Origin of the sequence: Halobacillus massiliensis, from assembly GCF_900166625.1 — a bacterium.
Lineage (GTDB): Bacteria > Bacillota > Bacilli > Bacillales > Halobacillaceae > Halobacillus_A > Halobacillus_A massiliensis.
On sequence record NZ_LT800499.1, the window covers coordinates 1,419,026 to 1,438,344 of the forward strand.

General features: G+C 39.6%; 17 protein-coding genes. 12 read left to right on the forward strand and 5 right to left on the reverse strand.

Features of this window, described 5'->3' with window-relative positions; all coding sequences use genetic code 11:
* Nucleotides 1-35: 35 nt before the first annotated feature.
* Nucleotides 36-416 (forward strand): hypothetical protein, encoded by a 381-nt coding sequence (locus tag B7E06_RS07020; protein WP_082233303.1) that lies wholly within the window; start codon nt 36-38, stop codon nt 414-416.
* 30 nt (nt 417-446) lie between these two features.
* Here B7E06_RS07020 and B7E06_RS07025 read toward each other — a convergent pair whose 3' ends face one another.
* Both B7E06_RS07025 and B7E06_RS07030 read right to left on the reverse strand, forming a co-directional pair.
* On the reverse strand, nt 447-1,901 hold the full coding sequence (locus tag B7E06_RS07025) for an esterase/lipase family protein (RefSeq protein WP_082233304.1): 1,455 nt from the start codon (nt 1,899-1,901) through the stop codon (nt 447-449).
* A gap of 139 nt (nt 1,902-2,040) precedes the next feature.
* Nucleotides 2,041-3,243, reverse strand: coding sequence for an ROK family transcriptional regulator (locus B7E06_RS07030; protein WP_082233305.1), 1,203 nt, complete (start codon nt 3,241-3,243; stop codon nt 2,041-2,043).
* 136 nt (nt 3,244-3,379) lie between these two features.
* Between B7E06_RS07030 and B7E06_RS07035 the strand changes: the two genes are divergently transcribed.
* The 4 genes from B7E06_RS07035 to galT all read left to right on the forward strand — a co-directional run bounded on the left by B7E06_RS07035 (nt 3,380) and on the right by galT (nt 8,277).
* Nucleotides 3,380-4,459, forward strand: a complete 1,080-nt coding sequence (locus B7E06_RS07035) for a M24 family metallopeptidase (protein ID WP_245807693.1) — start codon at nt 3,380-3,382, stop codon at nt 4,457-4,459.
* A gap of 111 nt (nt 4,460-4,570) precedes the next feature.
* A complete protein-coding gene (locus B7E06_RS07040; RefSeq protein ID WP_082233306.1) occupies nt 4,571-5,743 on the forward strand; it encodes a galactokinase in 1,173 nt (390 codons plus the stop codon).
* The gene (gene galE, locus B7E06_RS07045) at nt 5,743-6,738 is read left to right on the forward strand and encodes a UDP-glucose 4-epimerase GalE (protein WP_082233307.1); all 996 of its coding nucleotides are present in this window, start codon (nt 5,743-5,745) and stop codon (nt 6,736-6,738) included. Before B7E06_RS07040 ends, galE begins: the two co-directional genes overlap by 1 nt.
* Before the next feature lie 15 nt (nt 6,739-6,753).
* Nucleotides 6,754-8,277: a UDP-glucose--hexose-1-phosphate uridylyltransferase gene (gene galT, locus B7E06_RS07050; RefSeq protein WP_082233308.1), complete on the forward strand. Its 1,524-nt coding sequence runs from the start codon at nt 6,754-6,756 to the stop codon at nt 8,275-8,277.
* A 128-nt stretch (nt 8,278-8,405) separates the two neighbouring features.
* Here galT and B7E06_RS07055 read toward each other — a convergent pair whose 3' ends face one another.
* Nucleotides 8,406-9,104, reverse strand: coding sequence for a DsbA family oxidoreductase (locus B7E06_RS07055; protein ID WP_082233309.1), 699 nt, complete (start codon nt 9,102-9,104; stop codon nt 8,406-8,408).
* 211 nt (nt 9,105-9,315) lie between these two features.
* Between B7E06_RS07055 and B7E06_RS07060 the strand changes: the two genes are divergently transcribed.
* On the forward strand, nt 9,316-12,501 hold the full coding sequence (locus B7E06_RS07060) for a chitobiase/beta-hexosaminidase C-terminal domain-containing protein (RefSeq protein WP_082233310.1): 3,186 nt from the start codon (nt 9,316-9,318) through the stop codon (nt 12,499-12,501).
* A gap of 29 nt (nt 12,502-12,530) precedes the next feature.
* Here the strand turns inward: B7E06_RS07060 and B7E06_RS07065 are convergent, their stop codons facing one another.
* Nucleotides 12,531-13,355, reverse strand: a complete 825-nt coding sequence (locus B7E06_RS07065; protein ID WP_082235937.1) for a MurR/RpiR family transcriptional regulator — start codon at nt 13,353-13,355, stop codon at nt 12,531-12,533.
* Between the two features lie 145 nt (nt 13,356-13,500).
* On the opposite strand from B7E06_RS07065, the gene B7E06_RS07070 reads away from it, so the two are divergent.
* From B7E06_RS07070 to B7E06_RS07090, 5 genes are all read left to right on the forward strand, one after another.
* Nucleotides 13,501-14,370, forward strand: a complete 870-nt coding sequence (locus tag B7E06_RS07070) for an N-acetylglucosamine kinase (protein ID WP_179134006.1) — start codon at nt 13,501-13,503, stop codon at nt 14,368-14,370.
* Between the two features lie 161 nt (nt 14,371-14,531).
* On the forward strand, nt 14,532-14,717 hold the full coding sequence (locus B7E06_RS07075; protein ID WP_082233312.1) for a hypothetical protein: 186 nt from the start codon (nt 14,532-14,534) through the stop codon (nt 14,715-14,717).
* Between the two features lie 34 nt (nt 14,718-14,751).
* Complete coding sequence (locus B7E06_RS07080) at nt 14,752-15,057, forward strand: DUF4212 domain-containing protein (protein WP_082233313.1); 306 nt, start codon at nt 14,752-14,754, stop codon at nt 15,055-15,057.
* A 16-nt stretch (nt 15,058-15,073) separates the two neighbouring features.
* A complete protein-coding gene (locus B7E06_RS07085) occupies nt 15,074-16,732 on the forward strand; it encodes a sodium:solute symporter family protein (protein WP_082233314.1) in 1,659 nt (552 codons plus the stop codon).
* 226 nt (nt 16,733-16,958) lie between these two features.
* Nucleotides 16,959-17,855, forward strand: coding sequence for an AEC family transporter (locus tag B7E06_RS07090; protein WP_082233315.1), 897 nt, complete (start codon nt 16,959-16,961; stop codon nt 17,853-17,855).
* Nucleotides 17,856-17,920: 65 nt separating this feature from the next.
* Here B7E06_RS07090 and B7E06_RS21820 read toward each other — a convergent pair whose 3' ends face one another.
* Nucleotides 17,921-18,085, reverse strand: coding sequence for a hypothetical protein (locus tag B7E06_RS21820; protein WP_179134008.1), 165 nt, complete (start codon nt 18,083-18,085; stop codon nt 17,921-17,923).
* A gap of 725 nt (nt 18,086-18,810) precedes the next feature.
* On the opposite strand from B7E06_RS21820, the gene B7E06_RS07095 reads away from it, so the two are divergent.
* On the forward strand, nt 18,811-19,317 hold the full coding sequence (locus B7E06_RS07095; RefSeq protein ID WP_082233316.1) for a sigma-70 family RNA polymerase sigma factor: 507 nt from the start codon (nt 18,811-18,813) through the stop codon (nt 19,315-19,317).
* Nucleotides 19,318-19,319: the final 2 nt, after the last annotated feature.

Sequence of the window (19,319 nt, forward strand, 5' to 3'; positions counted from 1 at the left end):
AGTGTAACTATTTAAGAAAGTCAGGGGGAAGTATTTTGAGAGAAGTTGTTTTAATCCTGGCAGAGATCATCAATATATTTCATGAGTTAATCTGGGGCCTTTCGAATCGCTTAGAACTAGATCTAACGGATAAAGAGCTGCATTTTTGGGTGATCGGCATATTAGGAATCATTGGGCTGTTTTTCGTAGATTTAGCGTTTCATGCGATTTCTAAGTGGAGTATTACGGCGATTTCTTTTCTTTTTACATTTGCGATGGTCCTTGTTTTTGTATTTGCTGTTGAAATACAGCAGCGAATCACAGGAGCAGGGAATATGGAATTCGCCGATGCCGCGTACAGCATTTTTGGTTTTTTTGCTTTTTGTATTATTTATGTCTTGTTTAAAGTGATATTTTATTTTGTGAGGCGCTCATAAAAAAACCTTTTCTCAAAAAGAAAAGGTTTTTTATTTATATAGCTTACCACTGGAATCCATGTATACAGAAGATATAACCGTTCGATTAAAAGGATAATTTCCCAACGTTTTCCCATAGATATCTATCGTAAAATTATAGACTCCTTCACCAAGATTTGCTATTTTTTTCGAAAAAGCGTTCACTTGGGTCCATGGAAAGGTGTGAGACGTTTGCTTTCCTGAATGGTAATGCTCAAGTCTGATCGTACTGTTAATTGAACCAATAAAAGGAGGAACTTTCTGTAGAGAGATTATCATATTATCTGCTTCATCAAGAGCCAGCTCTAATTCTTTATTTAAATAGCTTTGATAATGGATCATTAATAAGTAACGACTGTTTTTGTTTTTTGAATGAATACTCCATTTTCCAGCTTGTGGGTGATCAATTTTTAAAAAATGATGAGCGCTTCCTTGAAATATATAGGTTTGGTCAACATGACTTTTAAACTCAGTGAATACTTCTCCAGCAGGACCTTTTACACTTAAGTCTGTATTCATTTGATCACTAATCCAATTAATCGTAACAGCATCCACACCATCTTCTACGTAAAAATCTTCTTCTGTTTCCTCCACAGAGTAGCCGCCGCGTACATAAGATGCCGCAGTAGTCGAAGGTTTAGCAGGTAATGTGTTTGCCAGTTGCTGGGTTATGTTTTTAAATAAGTAATCATGAAAAAATGGAAATGTTAAATTTCCTTGTAAAATCTCGTAATGATTCCAGTCGCTGACTCCAATTTCATTGGCATAAGACAGTCTGGAACTCTTTACTGTAACTACTCCATCATTGCTGCCATAACTACTTAAATATAAACCTCCCCAGTAAAGAGATGTGCCAAAAAATCCCCAGCCTGTACCGGCCATTGTATAAAAAGGTACTTTTTTAATCGCTGGATAGTTATCTATTCTACTACGGAATAATTTCATATTTCCTGTCTGTAAGGAAAATGTAGCCTCATTCCTGCTCCCTAGTATTTCTGCAAGCCAGCCAGCCCAGCTGCTGTAAGCTAAATCTGCCAGTTCAGCCCCATGATGTGGCGATGAAAGAGTAATAACTCTTTGAACATAAGAGGAGGCGCCGTTGTGGAAGAGAGCAGTCTGGGCATCTATACCGCCTTTACTATGAGCAATAAGTATGACTTTTTCACCAAAGTGGTTGTAAATTTCTTTTAACTGACTGGCGAGGAGCTCACCGTTGTTCCACATATCCTTAGTTGGATAAAGATCTACAAATGCAGTCTGAAAGCCTTCATTAAATGCAATTTCATACATGTTGCTTTCTTCTATCCATATATACGAAGAGCCATTTAATCCATGTATAAATACAATGGGAGCCTTATTTTTATCAATAGGGGAGGGAGTGGCTCCGGTATACCATACACCAGGAGTTCCAGGAGGACTGTCTTTACCCATATTTGTATATGGAAAATGTGAAAAGTCGATATCCATCACTCTCCTTGTTTCATCTTCAGTCCTTATTGAACCACTTATTATTTATTATCTCTCGTTAGAAAAAAATGTAAAGGGGGTTAAGGATTTCCTGAAAAAATTCCCTTCTTAAAGAGAAGGGAATTAGGAGGAGAATTTATTAAGTCTCAGTTCTTGAAAATAGTTCAGCAAGAATTAGTGAAATTGCTCCCAGAGAGGTAGCATGTTCCCCAAATTTCGAAGTCATCACTGTTGTCTGTTTAGCAGAAGTTGTCATGGCCCGATTTTGGATTGTATCTTTTACACTGTTAAGAAGTAATTCCCCCGCTTGTGACACACCGCCAGCGATAATAATTTTGGTAGGATTAATGGTATGAATCAAATTGGTAAGACCTATTCCAAGGTAAATACCAGCTTCTTTTAAAACTTCTTTACTTAATGAGTCTCCTTCTAGGGCAGATTCGTAGATCATCTTTCCGTTAATCTTTTCTAGATCATGGCCCACTTTGTCTCGCAGCAAACTCTCTTTACCGATGGATATTTCTTTGGCTGCCCTTTCGGCAATGGCTGGACCAGAAGCTAAAGTCTGTAAACACCCATAATTCCCACAGCTGCACTTAGTTCCCCGAATATCAATGGTCATATGCCCAATTTCACCGGCAATAAATCCTTCTCCGTGAAACAGCTCGCCATTTATAATCATACCAGCACCAATACCGCGTCCCAGGTTTACAGCTACAATATTCTCAGCATTACTTCCGTTCCCAAACCATAACTCTCCAAGGGCGATAGCACGCGCATCATTTTCTACCCGCACACTAATGCCAAAATCCTTCTCCAATGATTGTTGAATGGGAATGTCTCTCAGCTGGAGGTTAGGCGCGAACAAAGAAGTCCCATTTGTAACATCCACGACTCCGTGCATTCCTACACCGATCCCAATAATTTTTTCTTTATCTACATCCATCAAACTCTCAATTTCTTCTTTCATAAGTGATAAAAACTTCTCATTAGTAGTCGGTTTTATAATTTCTGAACAACGCTCTTTAATAACTGTTCCGTTCAAGTCAGTAAGGAGAGATTTTAGCTGAGCAGGACCTGCATCAATACCGATAATATAAAAGTTTATTGCATTAATAATAAGCATAGTAGGTTTCCGGCCGCCTTTTGACTGTCCTTGAGCACTTTCTATAACGAGTTCTGTCTCCAATAGCTCTTTTACAATACTGCTGACAGTAGGCGGAGTCAGTTTCGTTTCTTTTGCAATATCTGCCCGAGAGATAGGTCCGTCCGTACGAATCTTATTTAAGATTACAGTGCGGTTCAGGGATTTCATTAGCTGAAAGCTGCCCTTCACTTGCATTTCCATTCCTCCAATTGGTTACGGGAAAATTTAAAAATAGTTTGTTTTCTTTGTAATCCTATAATAACATAAATAATAGTTAATTTAATTAAGTAAGTTTTATTTTAGAAGATATCAATAAAAGGAGGGAAAAAACTTGATCATAGATAAAGTAAGAGGGTTTTTAGAAACTGAAGGCTTTGATGGACTGCTGTTAAGAAAAAGGAATAATTTTTCGTGGGTGACTCAGGGGAGATATAACCATATTGTTCAAACAACAGAGTTAGGAGTAGCTGATCTGCTGATTACACCAGATGAAGTATATCTTATCACATCTAAAATGGAAGAACGCCGCCTGGTCGAAGAAGAGTGTGCGCAATTGCCCTATGAAGTAAAAGTCTTAGCTGATGATTGGTATGAGGATATAGATCAGCTTATTCATAAGGCGGGAGAAGGAAAAAGAATGGCCACGGATAGTCCATTCAGCGACTGGGAGGTGGTTGAGCAGGAATTAGTAAAAATAAGATCTATACTTAGTGAACTTGAGCAGAATAAATATCGAGAGCTTTGTCAGCGAGCGGCTCTTGCAGTAGAAGAAACTTGTTATGAAATAGAGCAAGGTCAGACAGAACATGAAATCGAAGCCCACCTTGCCGCTAAAGTACTTGCTCAAGGAATTCGAATACAAGTCACCTTAGTAGCTACAGATGATCGTATCTATAAATACCGTCATCCGATTCCTACAAATAAGCCACTAGAAAAGCATGCTATGATAGTACTTTGTGCAGAAAGGCATGGCCTCGTGGCCAATGTTACAAGGTTTGTTCATTTTGGCGACCTCTCTAGAGAATTACAAGTTCATAAAGAAAAAGCAGCACGGATAGATGCGGTGATGAATAATGCCACAATGCCGGGAGTAACAGCTGGTGAAGTAATTCGGGCGGGAATTAGTCAGTATGAAAAAGAAGGATTTCCAAATGACTGGAAACTATTGCACCAAGGTGGGTTAACGGGCTACTCATCAAGAGAGTTTCTGGCAGATCCTGAAACACCTGCTAAAATTGAAGTGAACCAGGCTTATGCGTGGAATCCTTCTCTTCCTGGCGTAAAGTCGGAAGATACCATCCTGGTTAAAGAAGAAGGAATAGATTTTCTGACACATACCAATAGATGGGTATATCAAAACATTACAGTTGATCAGAAAATTTACAAAAGACCGGATATATTAATTCGGTAAAAACCATTGACAGAAAAATCTATAAATAGTAGTTTTATAGTTAATTAAATAAATTAATTAACTAACCAACTAAATAAAAAAATAACTATTAAAAGTCAGAGGGTGAAAAATATGAAAAGACTACAGGAAGCTTTTATTGAGAGATTTGGCCAAAATGATGAACTCACTCACTTTTATGCACCCGGTCGCGTGAATTTAATAGGAGAACATACTGACTATAATGGAGGCCATGTATTTCCATGTGCTTTAAATGTAGGGACATATGCAGTCGCAAGAAAACGAGAGGACAGGAAGATTAAGCTATTTTCTATGAATTTTCCTGAACTTGGAGTGATTGAAACAGATCTGGATCAGCTCGTATTTAACGAAGTCCACGACTGGGCGAATTACCCAAAAGGAGTTATAGCCGGCATCCAGGAAACGGTAGAAGAACTTTCAGACGGAGTAGAGATAGCTTATTACGGAAATATTCCTAACGGAGCAGGTTTGTCATCTTCTGCATCAATAGAATTGGTAACTGGAGTTGTTATAAATAAGTTATTTAATTTAAATATTGATCGAATTGAATTAGTGAAAATTGCTCAAAGAGCAGAAAATGAGTTTGTCGGAGTTAATTGCGGCATTATGGACCAGTTTGCTATTGGTATGGGGAAGAAGGACCATGCCATTCTTCTGGATTGTGAGTCGCTTGACTATGAATACACCCCAATTAATTTAAAAGAAGAAAAATTGGTGATCGCAAACACCAATAAACGCCGGGGCTTAGCAGGTTCAAAATATAATGAGCGCCGACAGGAATGTGAACAGGCCCTTAAAGAATTACAACAAAATGTGAAGATCAGAAGTCTTGGAGACCTGACGATTAAGGAATTTGAAGAAAACAAGCATCTCATAAGTGAAGAAGTTGTTCGAAAAAGGGCCCGTCATGCTGTATATGAAAATGCCCGTACCATTCAAGCGGTTGAAAAATTACGGCAGGGAAAAGTAGAAGATTTCGGAAAGCTGATGAATGATTCCCATCGTTCCTTAAGAGATGATTATGAAGTGACAGGGAAAGAGCTGGATGCCTTGACCGAAGCTGCCTGGGAGGAAGGGGCGATCGGATCCCGGATGACAGGAGCAGGCTTTGGAGGCTGCACGATTAATTTAGTGAAAGAAAATGTAGTAGAAAGTTTTATCGAAAAAGTAGGCCGGAAATATTCGGAAGCAACCGGGCTTAAGGCAGACTTTTATGTAGTTGATATTGGAGATGGGGCAAAGGTACTTTCGGAGGTGGAAGGGTAATGGCTGTACTTGTGTGTGGGGGGGCTGGCTTTATTGGAAGCCACGCAGTAGCTCAGCTGCTAGATAACAATGAATCGGTTGTCATCATAGACAACTTGCAAAATGGTCATAGAGCCGCAGTGTTAGAAGGTGCAAAATATTATAATGGCGACCTTCGGGACAAGAAATTTCTGAACGAAGTGTTCTCAGAAAATGAGATTGCTTCTGTCATTCACTTTGCTGCAGATTCACTTGTCGGTGAAAGTGTTGAGCAGCCCCTGAAGTATTACGATAATAATGTAAATGGAGCGATAAGCTTACTTTCAGTTATGGCTGTTCATAATGTTCGAAGAATTGTGTTCTCTTCAACAGCCGCTGCCTATGGAGAGGCTGAACGCATGCCTATTCAGGAAACAGATCCTACGGTTCCCACTAATCCTTACGGAGAAACGAAGCTGGCCATTGAAAAAATGCTGAAATGGACAGAAAAGGCTCATGGGATTGAATACGTAATATTAAGATATTTTAATGTCGCGGGTGCAGACCCAGCAGGAAGAATTGGTGAAGACCACCGTCCAGAAACACACTTAATTCCGATCATCCTGCAAGTAGCTCTTGGGAAGAGAGAAAAAGTCTTTATATTTGGAGAAGATTATGCTACCAAAGATGGGACATGTGTAAGGGATTATATTCATGTTACAGACTTAGTAGATGCTCACCTTCTCGCTATTGAGCATTTAAAAGCTGGAAAAGGGAGCAATACTTTTAATTTGGGGAATGGGGAAGGTTTTACAGTAAAAGAAGTTATCGATGCTGCCAGGCGTGTTACCGGCCATGAGATTCCGGCAGACTCTGCTCCCAGACGGGCGGGCGATCCCGCACAGCTTGTGGCATCGTCTGAAAAAGCTATAAAAGAACTGGGGTGGAAGCCGAAGTATTCGGAACTGGAAACTATGATTCACACCGCCTGGAATTGGTTTCAAAAGAATCCAGATGGATACGAGAATGAAGTGTAGAAGGGAGACAGCGGCATGAAAGTAAATATCTATAAGGAAATTGACAGGCTGATTAAATATGGTATAGAGAAAAAGCTAATTTCAGTATGGGATATTGATTATGTGCGGAATTCCCTTCTAGATATTTTTGAACTCAGCACCTACGAGTCAGTTGAGACTGAAAATGAATCTTTGAAGAACCCTGTGCCTATTCTGGACAAAATGCTGGACTATGCCATAGATGAAAAATTAATAGAGAATGCCATCACGGATCGGGATATTTTTGATACGAAGATTATGGATAAGCTAGTTCCTTTCCCTGGTGAAGTGATTCGTACTTTTTATGAAAAATATCAGTCAGAGAATGCAGAAAGAGCTACTGACTATTTTTATCAGCTTTCTAAAGACTCCAATTATATTAGAACCAATCGGATTGCTAAAAACGTGCATTGGTTCAGCCCAACTCAATATGGCGACTTGGAGATAACGATTAACTTATCGAAGCCTGAGAAGGATCCAAAAGCAATCGCGGCCGCCAAAGGCAACACTTCAGCCTCTTATCCAAAATGTTTATTGTGCAAAGAAAATGTCGGTTATGCAGGGCGGCTTGACCATCCGGCCAGACACAATCATCGAATTATTCCATTGGAACTCGAGGGAGAGAGATGGTATCTTCAGTATTCTCCTTACGTTTATTACAATGAACATGCCATCGTGTTTTCAAGAGATCACCGACCAATGAAAGTATCAAAAGCGGGATTTGACAGGCTTCTTGATTTTGTTGAACAGTATCCTCATTACTTTGTTGGGTCGAATGCAGATTTGCCCATTGTAGGAGGATCTATCCTGAGTCATGATCATTTCCAGGCTGGGTACCATGATTTTCCTATGGCAAAGGCACCAGTTGAGGAGACATACAATTTTAATAAGCACCCTGGAGTAACAGCTGGGATCGTTAATTGGCCGATGTCGGTACTGAGGCTGCAAAGTGAAAACAGGAGACAGTTGACAGAGCTAGGTGAAGAAATTCTATCTGCCTGGCGAGAGTATACAGATGAGAGCGTGGGAATTCTGAGCCGCTCTAATGAAGAACCACACAATACGATTACTCCTATAGCCAGAATGAGGGGTGGTACGTTTGAACTGGATCTTGTCTTTAGAAATAATCGTACAGATAAAAAACATCCATTAGGAATATTCCACCCGCATGAGGAAGTGCACCATATTAAAAAAGAGAACATTGGACTCATTGAGGTTATGGGGCTCGCTGTTCTTCCGGGACGGCTTATTGATGAAATGGACGAGCTGAGCCAATATATCCTTACTAACCAATTGATTGTAAAAGGACGGGCGAATGAAAAAACAGCTAAACATGTGGACTGGGCGCTTAAAATTGTGGAAGCTGAACCTAAATTGAATGAATCCAACATTAAGAGTGTATTACGGCGGGAAATAGGAAAAACTTTCTCTTCGGTTTTGGAGCATTCGGGTGTATTTAAACGAACATCCGAAGGGAAGGAAGCTTTCGTACGATTTATTAAGAGCTTAGACGGTTATTGAGTAAGAGCTAGCTCACAGGGAATTTGTTTTGCTTATAAATCAAAATAAAGAAAGCGTGAAAATCGGATAACAATATCTGTATTTCACGCTTTTTTTATTTAAACTAAATTTATATTTTCCTGGAAAAATCAGCAGTTGTCATCTGTACAGGCTGCGCCTTTATGGGAACTGAGATCTTCTAGTACTGGTTTTTCACTTTCTTCCTCCAGCACTTTCTGGATGCTTTGGACAAAGGTTTCGATAGGCTGAGCACCTGATATGGCATATTTGCTGTTAAACACAAAAAATGGTACACCTTGTACACCCAGTTGACGTGCTTCCATTTCTTCTTCACGCACTTTGGCCGAGAATTTGCTATTAATCAGCACGTCACGAATCTCTTCATCAGTGAGCCCGCAGCTCTTGCCTATGGTAGATAGTATATCGATGTTGCCGACATCCTGACCTTTCGTAAATACGGCCTCAAATAGTTTTTCAGCGACTTCTTTATCCAGTCCTCTGCTTTCTGCTATTTTAGTAAGCTGATGAGCATCAAACGTATTAGTCGGTACTTGTTTATCAAAATTAAAGGTAAGTCCGACTTCAGCTGCCTGCTGTTCCATATTTGAAGTCATTTGTTTTGCTTCTTCTATACTTCTTCCGTATTTTTCTGCCAGTTTTTCATGAATGGTTTGTCCAGAATTTTTAGATGCCCCTGGATCAAGTTCAAAGCTCTTATATATAATTTCAGCGTCTGTAAAAGACAATTGCTCCAAAGCAGTCTCCAGCTTTCTTTTTCCTATATAGCAAAAGGGACACACAAAATCAGACCATATCTCAATTTTCATCTTATCACCTCTGCCTTTTATTTTACGGGGAGGATGTAATAAAAGCTATTATTCTGTTTAGAACTATAGGAAAGAGGAGCTACTAAATAATGCGAATCTTTTATAACTAATGTCTCATTTTAAATAATTTACAATATTATGATAGTTATTCCAAATTATTCTTTTATACTGTAAGAGTAATTATATTTATTGGCAGGAGTGGTAATCTCAAATGAAAAAGACAGTTATCGCAAGTATGGCAGCTGTATTAGCTTTAAGTCCCTTATCTAGTCTGCATTCTTCCGCACAGGTGGAAGGAGAATCGGATTTATTCTTTTCAGAATACATAGAGGGCAGCGGATACAATAAAGCTGTAGAAATTTATAATGGTACTGAAATTGATATCGATCTATCCTCCTACAGCATTGAAATGTATGCTAATGGGGCAGCAGAACCGACGGGCACTTTCAAACTGGATGGTTCCTTAGAAAGTAAGGAAGTTTTTGTTGCTGCCAACAGCAGGGCAGACGAAGAAGTCTTGAATAAGGCAGATGTGACCAATAATACAGCCATAAATTTCAATGGGAATGACCCGCTTATTTTAAGAAAAGATGGAGAGATAATTGATTCGATCGGTCAAATTGGCAATGATAAAAACTTTGGAGCTGATGTAACCCTTATTCGCCAGCCAGAAGTAAATACGGGAGACACAGATCCTGCTGATGATTTTTCACCAGCTGAAGAATGGGATAGTTATGCAGCGAACACTTTTGATTATTTAGGTTCATATGAAATGCCTGAAACTGAACCTGTCGAACTACAGACTATTAAAGAGGCACGTGGGGAAGATCCTGGAAGTATTGTTAAAGTCGAAGGGATAGTTACAGCCGCTTTTGAAACAGGTGGACAGACAAATTACTATATTCAGGATGATTCAGCAGGAATCATTGTACGAGTTCCGGGAAATCCAGCCGAAACAGGAGATAAAATCTCTGCAACTGGCGAGTTTTCTGATTACTATGGAATGCAGCAAATTCTTTCCTCCACAGCAAATCTGGAAGTAGTCTCAGAAGGTACGGGTGTTCCTCAGCCTGAACTTGTAAACTCTAAAAGCTTTACATCTGACCAGGGTGAAGATATAGAAGGTGAATTTGTAAAAGTTGAAGATGTGGAAGTAGTATCAAAAAACAGCTACGGCGATTTTACAGTAAAAGATTCGCATGGAGAATTCATCATTACACCACAGGATGAGAATCTTCTTAAGACAGGAAATACTTATGAACAAATTTCTGGAGTGGTAAACTACAGCTTTGAAGAATATAAACTCGTACCTCGCAGCCAAAAAGATGTAGTGCCGATAGTGTTCGCTGTCACCGCTGATCCGGGTTCTGGTTCCATCGTCAGTGGCGGAACCGTTAAATTATATACAGCTGAAGAAGGAGCAGAAATTCGATATACTACAGACGGTACTGTTCCAGATGGAAACAGCACCCTATATGAAGATTCGATAACTATCACGGAAAATACGACGATTAAAGCAGCCGCTGTTCGTGAAAATGGAGAGTTAAGCCCGATCGCTGAGTTTAATTATGAAGTCCTTACACCAATTGATGAAGTAGAAATTCATCATATTCAAGGGGCTGGCCATACATCACCATATGAAGGTGAAGTCGTTGAAAAAGTAAGTGGTATTGTGACAAAGCTTGATCGTTCAAATGGATTTTATATGCAGTCGATAAATCCTGATGATGATATAGCTACTTCCGAAGGAATTTATGTATTCAGTCGAAACTCAGGAGTGAAAACTGGAGATGCTGTGGAAGTAGACGGTAAGGTTACGGAGTGGAGAGAAGAAGGATATTCAGATGCCGATGATCTTCTGACAACACAGCTCACTGCTTCAGAAGTCAGAGTTGAGTCCTCTGGTAATCAGATTCCTGAGCCGGTCGTTATTGGTGAAGATCGTATGCCGCCGACTGAAGTCATTGAAGATGATAACATGGAAGCCTTCGATCCACAGGAAGATGGTCTAGACTTTTATGAAAGTCTTGAAGGAATGTTAATCGCTGTGGAAGAAGCCGTTGTTGCTGCTCCAGTAAGTTATGATGAACTGACTGTTTATGATGTTACTAGTGAAGAACAGAAGATTACCCAGGCAGGAGGGCTCCGTATTTCTCCTGACGACTATAACCCTGAACGTATTATGTTTGATGTTGACGGCTTAGGGCTTGAAGCAGTGACTGGTGACAAGTTAGATGGCAGAGCCACTGGTGTTGTAAGTTACGATTACAGCAACTTTAAAATTCGACCGACTGGTGAGTTTCCAGAACTTATAAAGGGAGATACTGTCCCTGAGATCACGGAACTTGAAGGTACGGATGATCAATTATCAGCAGCTGTATACAATATGGAGAATTTCTCACCGGCAAGCGGCCCAGAAAAAGCAGAACGGATCGGTGAACAGATCGTTGAAAATATGAACACTCCTGATATTGTCGGCCTTGTTGAAGTCCAGGATAACAATGGAGCGGCAGATGACGGGACAGTGGAAGCTGACCAAAGTTATCAAACACTGATTGAGGCCATTGAAGAGGCTGGCGGTCCTGAATATGAATATACAGATATAGCTCCGATCGATAAGGAAGATGGGGGACAGCCAGGTGGTAATATCCGTGTCGGTTATATTTATAACCCGGATCGGGTAACGTTAACAGACAAACCAAAAGGTGATGCAGTAACTTCCGTAGAAGTAACAAAAGACGGTCTTTCTCATAATCCTGGTCGAATTGAACCGGAAGATGAGGCTTTCGCTGATTCAAGAAAATCACTGGCTGCTGAATTTGAATTTAATGGAGAATCATTTATCTTTGTTACCAACCATTTAAATTCTAAAGGTGGAGATGATGCGCTGTTTGGTGCCAGCCATCCTGTCGAATTAGGCAGTGAAGTCCAGCGGATGAAGCAGGCTGAGGTATTAAATAATTTCATTCAAGAGGCAGAAGCAGAGTTAGATCATGCGAACCTTGTGTTCATGGGAGATTTTAATGATTTTGAATTCTCTAAACCCATTCAGACACTCAAAGGAAATCAGTTAAGTAATTTAACGGAAAAGCTCCCTGATAAAGATCGCTATTCTTATATCTATCAAGGAAATTCACAGACACTTGATCATATTTTAGTCAGTCAAAATTTAGAAAAAGCTGCGGATATTGACGCCGTGCATATGAATGCTGATTTTTCGGAGCTTAGTGGACGGGCAAGTGATCATGATCCTATGGTTACCTTAATTGATACAAGTGATAACGATCATCACCATGGAAAAGGCAAAGGAAATAAAGGTAAAGGAAAAGGACATGACAAAGGCAAAGGAAAGGGGCATGACAAAGGGAATGGTGAAGGACATAAAAAGCACCAATAAAAAGCAACCTCCGCACAGCGGGGGTTGCTTTACTTCTTATGGTCAATTGCTGCTTTAGAACGATCAAGAAATTCAATGACCTCATCGTAATAGTTGGAAACATAGGTCATAAATAATACGTCTATTACATGGAGCTGAGCGAGCCTTGATGAGGTAGCAGCACTCCTGATCGTTGCTTCTTCGGTTGCCGAAGTGTAAAGTGGAATGTCTGCCAGCTGGGAAATTGGAGAAGACCCGTATTTAGTTATACTAATTGTTTGTAGTCCGTTCTTTTTCGCCAGTTTTAAAAATTGCAGCGTCTCTTTTGTTTTTCCTGAAAAAGAAATAACCACAGCGACATCATTAGCTTCTGCATTAGAAAGTGATGTATAGGAGAGGTGGGGATCCTGCAGATAAAAGGCATAGCTTCCCGCTCTTAAAAATTTCTGCTGAGCGTCATAGGCTACAAGACCTGAAGCCCCTACACCGAAAATGTGTAGAGAACGAGCATTATAAATAGCGGACACTGCACGGTCTACATCTTCTCTTCTCAGCATTTCGTCCGTTTCTCTCAACATTTGAATCCCATTGTGTGTCATCTGTTCAATAATATGGTGGGAAGACTCTCCTTTATCAATGTCACGGTACTCCACAGAAGAAGGTTTTTGAACATCTCCGGCAATCCGCATTTTCAATTCCTGAAAACCTTTCAAGTCCATTGACTTACATAAACGTATAACAGCCGCAGAGCTTGTCTCGCTTTTTTCAGCTAATTGCTTGACTGTCATTGTGATCACCGATTCAGGTGATGACATAATAAATTGAGCGATTTTTTTTTCAGACGCAGGGAGGCTGGACTCTACGCTTTTAAGCATAGAAAGACCTCCGGATATATAGGACACAGGATTCCTCCTTTATTGGCAAATAGCAAAAGATTACCTTTATTATATGCTATAATGAAATTAAATTTCAAATATATTATCCTTTCTTTGAAATGGAATAATAAGTGAGGTGATTTTGTTGATTATCGGTATTGATGCAGGGGGAACTTCTACTAAAGGAGCCTTGATAAATGAACAGGGGAAGGCGGTTTTTACGTGCCGGTCCGGTTTTGGGAATCCTTTGATTGACTATAAAAAGGCGCTTGAAAATATTAAAGAAACTGTGCAAATTTGTATGGATTCAGCATCTGAAAAAATAGAACATATCATTATCGGAATGGCTGGTTTTAACACGGTAAAAAGTGAGGTGAATCTTGCAAAAAACTGGGAGGCTACAGTGACGCTGATGACAGATGCAGAACTTGCGTTAGAAGCAGCAGTACCCTCAGGAAGCGGTATTTTAACTATTGCGGGAACAGGCTCTGTACATATTGGGAAGACTAGAGAAGATATATACATATCCGGCGGCTGGGGACACCTGCTTGGAGACGAAGGCGGAGGATACAGCATTGGCAGGCACGCTATTCGTTATACGTTGAATGACCTAGAATCAGCCGGTCCACTTTCCCAGCTTTCCCAGCACATTCTTACCCGCATCCAAAAAAAAGACATAAATGATGTTAAAAATTGGTTTTACAAACAAAGCAAGACAGAGGTAGCCAGTCTGGCAGAAGAGGTTCTTCAGCTTGCGGCCAAAGACTTTGCCGCAACATCTATTTTAGATCAGGAAGCTGAGCAGCTCGCACTGCAGGTCGATCGATTCTATAAAAAAATGGCTCTTGATTCAAATGCAAAACTTGTCGTTTCAGGCAGTGTTTTATTGAATAATGAAGTGTATTTTGAAAGGTTTAAGCAGTATATAAAAAATTCTTTTTTTAAAATCGAAAAAATGAATGTCCCTGCTTATATGGGCGCATATTCGTATTATAAAAGAAATCATACCAATTAAATTTCCACCCGCTTCCATTAATAACAGGAAACGGGTGGTTTTTAATTTGACATTTGTGTGCTTATCAATAATAATGTTATCGTAATATTCATTAAATTCTAATAATTATTATTTTTGTTTTACTTGCTGAATAATGATAACGCTTTCAATGGAGGGTTTTAATGGTTTATGTTCTGGCATTATCTTTAATTACAATTTTATCTGTTGTCTTGTTCCTTAAAAAGAAAAAAATGATTTATCTGGCTCTTCCAATGGTTACTCTTCTGGGATTTGCCTTAGTTAAGGTGTGGATGGTTCCCATGCCGTTTTGGGATACGGTGAAATTTATATTTGACTTGAGAGGGTAGCAGTTTCACTGGGATTTGAAAGGAGGTGAAAAAAATGCAAAAAATCGAACGTAAACATGCCGATGCTTATTTTAAGGCAAGGACCACTATGATTGCCATTTATTTAATTATCTGGGCTGCAGTTTCATATGGAGTTGTTTTCTTTGCCGAACCGCTTTCTTCCTTCAATGTATTAGGTATCCCTTTTCACTATTACATGGGGGCACAGGGAGCAGTAATAACTTTTATTATTCTTTTGTTTGTTAATGCCGTCGTGGGTGACAAGATTGATAAAAAATACGGCTTTAATCCAGAGTTTATCGAAGTTACTGAAGAAGAGAAAAAGGTGTTGGATCACTAAGGGGAGGGAATGACGAGTGGATGGACAATTTCTTATATCTCTGGCATTAATTATTGCAACATTCGCTTTATACATAGGGATTGCCCAGTTTAATAAAGCGAGACAAACATCAGACTTCTACGTAGCAGGACGAGGCGTACCTCCTATTTACAATGGAATGGCAATTGGCGCTGACTGGATGAGTGCGGCTTCATTCATTGGTATGGCTGGCACGGTTATGGTACTTGGATATGATGGGCTCGCTTATATTATGGGGTGGACAGGAGGTTATTTGTTACTAACTTTTTTATTGGCTCCACAGCTTCGAAAATACGGTCGCTATACAGTGCCGGAATTTATTGGAGATCGTTATAGAAGCAACACCGCTAGAATAATCGCAGCAATCGCAACAATCATCATTAGTTTTACGTATTCTGTAGGACAGTTATCTGGATCGGGAATCGTTATAGGACGTCTGTTAGAGGTAAACACTTCGATTGGAACACTTATCGGAGTTGTATTAATTGCTTACTATTCAGCCATGGGGGGAATGAAAGGGATCACGTGGACCCAGGTTGCTCAATACCTCGTATTAATCGTAGCCTATTTAATTCCCGTTATTTTTATGTCTTTACAGTTAACTCAAAGCCCTGCCCCTTGGCTTTCTTATGGATCCGTCATAGAAGAGATGCGGCAGCTTGATCAACAGCTTGGAATATCAGAATATGTGGTTCCATTTACTGAAGCAACAAAGTGGCAGTTTTTAGCTTTAATGTTTACATTGATGGCCGGTACGGCAGGACTCCCTCATGTTATCGTAAGGTTTTTTACAGTAGCCACAATGAAAGCTGCAAGGTGGAGTGGGGCGTGGGCACTTCTATTTATTGGTTTATTGTACTTATCCGCGCCTGTTTATGCAGCATTTTCCCGTTTTATTCTCATGACGGAAGTAGCTGGATCTTCCATCAATTCCCTTCCAGCCTGGACAACGGCATGGATCGATACGGGACAGCTTTCTGTTGCGGATACAAATGGAGATGGTATACTCCAATGGTCTGAACTTGTAATCAGCAATGATATTGTAGTTATGGCTACACCCGAGATTGCCAATTTAGGTGGGTTTGTCATTGGTTTAATGGCAGCCGGAGCCATGGCCGCTGCATTATCAACGGCAGGCGGGCTGATGATCGCTATTTCTGCAGCCCTTTCACATGATATCTACTATCGTTCCATTAATCCACAGGCAAGTGAAAGAAAACGTCTCCTCGTAGGACGCTGGTCTATTGTTCTTGCCACAGTGGCTGCTGGTCTGCTGGCATTAAACCCTCCTGGAGCGATTACTCAAATCGTTGCCTGGGCCTTTGCCTTAGCCTCAGGTTCCTTCTTTCCGGCACTCGTTCTTGGTGTATGGTGGAAACGATCGAACGGACCTGGTGTAATAGCTGGGATGATCACTGGTTTAACTGTAACCCTTACTTATATTTTTGCCTCTAAATTCTTCGGATTCACGATACTGGGAATCATAGATACAGGAGCCGGTATTTTCGGGGCATCATCTGCTATTTTAGCTAATGTCATTGTATCCTTAATGACTGAACCTCCTTCTAAAGAAGTGCAGGATGAAGTAACAGACCTAAGATATCCGGAGCAGGTTCATTATAAGAATGGTGAGGTATGGCTTAAGAAGACGAACTAAGTAAAAGACGGACAGCTTAAAAGCTGTCCGTCTTAAGTTTTATAATAGTTTTAAAAAGCGGAAGATGGACAATTTCCTGTTATTTCCATCTTCTTTTTTTATGGAAACTTTTAGCCAGGTTCTCAGCCCCACCATGAGATCTTTTATTCTCTTTTTTCTCCTATTTCGAATAAAGATTTCTGGTAAACTAGTAGAATCGATATTTTGAAAGGAAGAATCAGGGGATATGTCTATATTTATCGAAGTCGTCCTGCCCGTTATATTAATCTTTTTTGCTGGATACCTGCTTCAAAAGTTTAAAAAGCTGGAGGTCAAGTCGATTTCCACGGTAGTAGTGTACATATTATTGCCTTGTCTTGTGTTTGAGACGTTTTATGAGGCAGAATTTAATCAGGAATATATGATGATGATTGCTTTTTCTATTCTTCTGCTTCTGTCTATCCTCGTAATCAACAAGGTATTTACACGTTTTGCGCGCTATAGCACTTCAGTAGAAAGTGGTTTGATTCTCTCTACAGCTTTTATGAATGCGGGAAATTATGGGACCCCGATTGTTTTATTTGCTTTTGGGGAACAAGGTTTTGTATATGCGGTTTCTTTTATGGTCATTCAGCAAATTGTGATGAACTTTTTTGGTGTATATTATGCCGCTAAAGGAACAGCAGGGTTTTGGCTCGCTGTTCAGACGGTTTTAAAGATGCCGCCTACATATGCCGTAATTATTGCTCTGGCTGCTAAGTTTACTAATGTGCCGGTTTCAGACAATTTATTATCCAGCATAGGGTTACTCGGACAAGCTGCGATACCGGTAGTCATGGTGCTGTTAGGAATGCAGCTCGCTAATATTACAATTAAACAACTGGACTGGGGAAAAGTCACTTATGCCTCTTTACTTCGGCTTGTAGTTTCTCCATTTATTGCGTGGGGGCTCACAACGGTTCTTCCCATGAACGGTTTAATGGCAAGTGTCTTAATAATGGCTGCTGCTATGCCTTCTGCGGCTACAACGACCATGTATGCTGTTCAGTTTGACGCAAAACCTGATCTCGTATCAAGTATCACGCTAATTACTACATTATTGAGTATTATGACCATACCTATTGTGTTAAATATCCTAGCTTAAATTAAAAAAGAAAAAACATGAAAGTCAAACTCCTATAATTTCACTATAGGTAAAAAGCCGCGAGCTTAATCGCGGCTTTTTTTATTTCTTCTATCCTTAACAAACATGTATAGATTGGCAATAATAAAAGCTATTGCTAAAGCGGCCCCTGTTGAAGACAGATTGAGCGGTGTCACATAACCGGCCACTAAGAAAAGGGAAAAAAACAAAGCAAACAAAAGATAATACATACAATTCTTCCTTTCCAGTGAGTTCTCCATCATTTTAACATGAGAATTGACTGGTTAAGAATTGATATAGGAGAAAATTTTTAAGCGAAGCGTTTTTCTCATTCTTTTAATAGTGGAGGGACTGCACTGCAAATAATAGCTGGCTTCATTCACACGACAGCCTTTTAAGAAAAGAAGCAGTACCTCCTTTTCGAAATCAGTAAGTTTACAGTTCTGCAGGAGGTCCAAATAAGTAATTACATCCGTGAAGGGATCGTTTTCCTGAAAGGATTCAATGAAGAATGGAAGATGATGGTTCTTACGGAGAATAGATTGGAAACAGTAGATTAATTGATAGGTGAAATAAGTAGAAAACCTGGAAAGAGAAGGGTTATAAGTCTTTCTGCACTTTTCATAAACTATGTATGCTTCTTGAACATAGTCTTCGTAAGGGAGAGGAGCTTTGAGTTTGTGAAGAGTGTAGTAAATTAGAGACTGATATTTCATAAATGATTGATTCAATTTCATCTCGTTTTCTAATTGAATATCCAATTTATTATTACGCGTAATTTTATTATCTCGTAAAATCTGAAAAATAGAAATAGTTTTCTGAATATTTTACTAATTTTTCAATAATTTAATTTTTAACTAAGAAAATTTAAAAAAATTCAATTTTCGTGACACCAAATGAGCTCCTTAATTCGATCATAGTTATAGAAGGGTAAAATCGACAAAGGAGCTAAGAGATGAAAAATGAAGATTTAGAGTTTGAAGAGATAGTCAAAAGGAATGAGCGCCTCATTTATTTCCACATTAAGAACCTCCATATTAAAGACCCCGCAGGCGAGTATTTCGCTGAAGGATTAGAAGCCCTCTGGAAAGCCTATCATACATACGATCCCTCCATTGGTAAATTCTCAACTTATTTAAGCTGGAAAGTTAGAAATGCTTTAATAGACCGTATCCGCAAGGAGATAAGACGAGTAAAAAAAGAAGAGGTATTTGTTCAGTACCAGAAGGCAGCAGACAAACACTTTACTGAAGATGTTATAAAAGATGATTATTTTTGGACAAAAATACGTTCATTACTTACAGAGAATCAGTGGAAGTGGGTGTATTACTTTATAGTTTTAGATCAGTCTATAGAGGAAATCGCCAAAAGAGAAGGTGTAAAGAAGGATGCAGTTAAGAACTGGGGACGTTACGCCCGTAAAAAGCTGCGTTCAAAATTAAATAAGACAGCCGTGTTTTAAAA

Coding starts and splice junctions, on each gene's coding strand:
- B7E06_RS07095 (WP_082233316.1), top strand. CDS start 18,811: ATGAAAAATGAAGATTTAGAGTTTGAAGAGATAGTCAAAAGGAATGAG.
- galE (WP_082233307.1), top strand. CDS start 5,743: ATGGCTGTACTTGTGTGTGGGGGGGCTGGCTTTATTGGAAGCCACGCA.
- galT (WP_082233308.1), top strand. CDS start 6,754: ATGAAAGTAAATATCTATAAGGAAATTGACAGGCTGATTAAATATGGT.
- B7E06_RS07090 (WP_082233315.1), top strand. CDS start 16,959: ATGTCTATATTTATCGAAGTCGTCCTGCCCGTTATATTAATCTTTTTT.
- B7E06_RS07065 (WP_082235937.1), bottom strand. CDS start 13,355: ATGCTTAAAAGCGTAGAGTCCAGCCTCCCTGCGTCTGAAAAAAAAATC.
- B7E06_RS07055 (WP_082233309.1), bottom strand. CDS start 9,104: ATGAAAATTGAGATATGGTCTGATTTTGTGTGTCCCTTTTGCTATATA.
- B7E06_RS07025 (WP_082233304.1), bottom strand. CDS start 1,901: ATGGATATCGACTTTTCACATTTTCCATATACAAATATGGGTAAAGAC.
- B7E06_RS21820 (WP_179134008.1), bottom strand. CDS start 18,085: ATGTATTATCTTTTGTTTGCTTTGTTTTTTTCCCTTTTCTTAGTGGCC.
- B7E06_RS07040 (WP_082233306.1), top strand. CDS start 4,571: ATGAAAAGACTACAGGAAGCTTTTATTGAGAGATTTGGCCAAAATGAT.
- B7E06_RS07080 (WP_082233313.1), top strand. CDS start 14,752: ATGCAAAAAATCGAACGTAAACATGCCGATGCTTATTTTAAGGCAAGG.
- B7E06_RS07060 (WP_082233310.1), top strand. CDS start 9,316: ATGAAAAAGACAGTTATCGCAAGTATGGCAGCTGTATTAGCTTTAAGT.
- B7E06_RS07030 (WP_082233305.1), bottom strand. CDS start 3,243: ATGCAAGTGAAGGGCAGCTTTCAGCTAATGAAATCCCTGAACCGCACT.
- B7E06_RS07075 (WP_082233312.1), top strand. CDS start 14,532: ATGGTTTATGTTCTGGCATTATCTTTAATTACAATTTTATCTGTTGTC.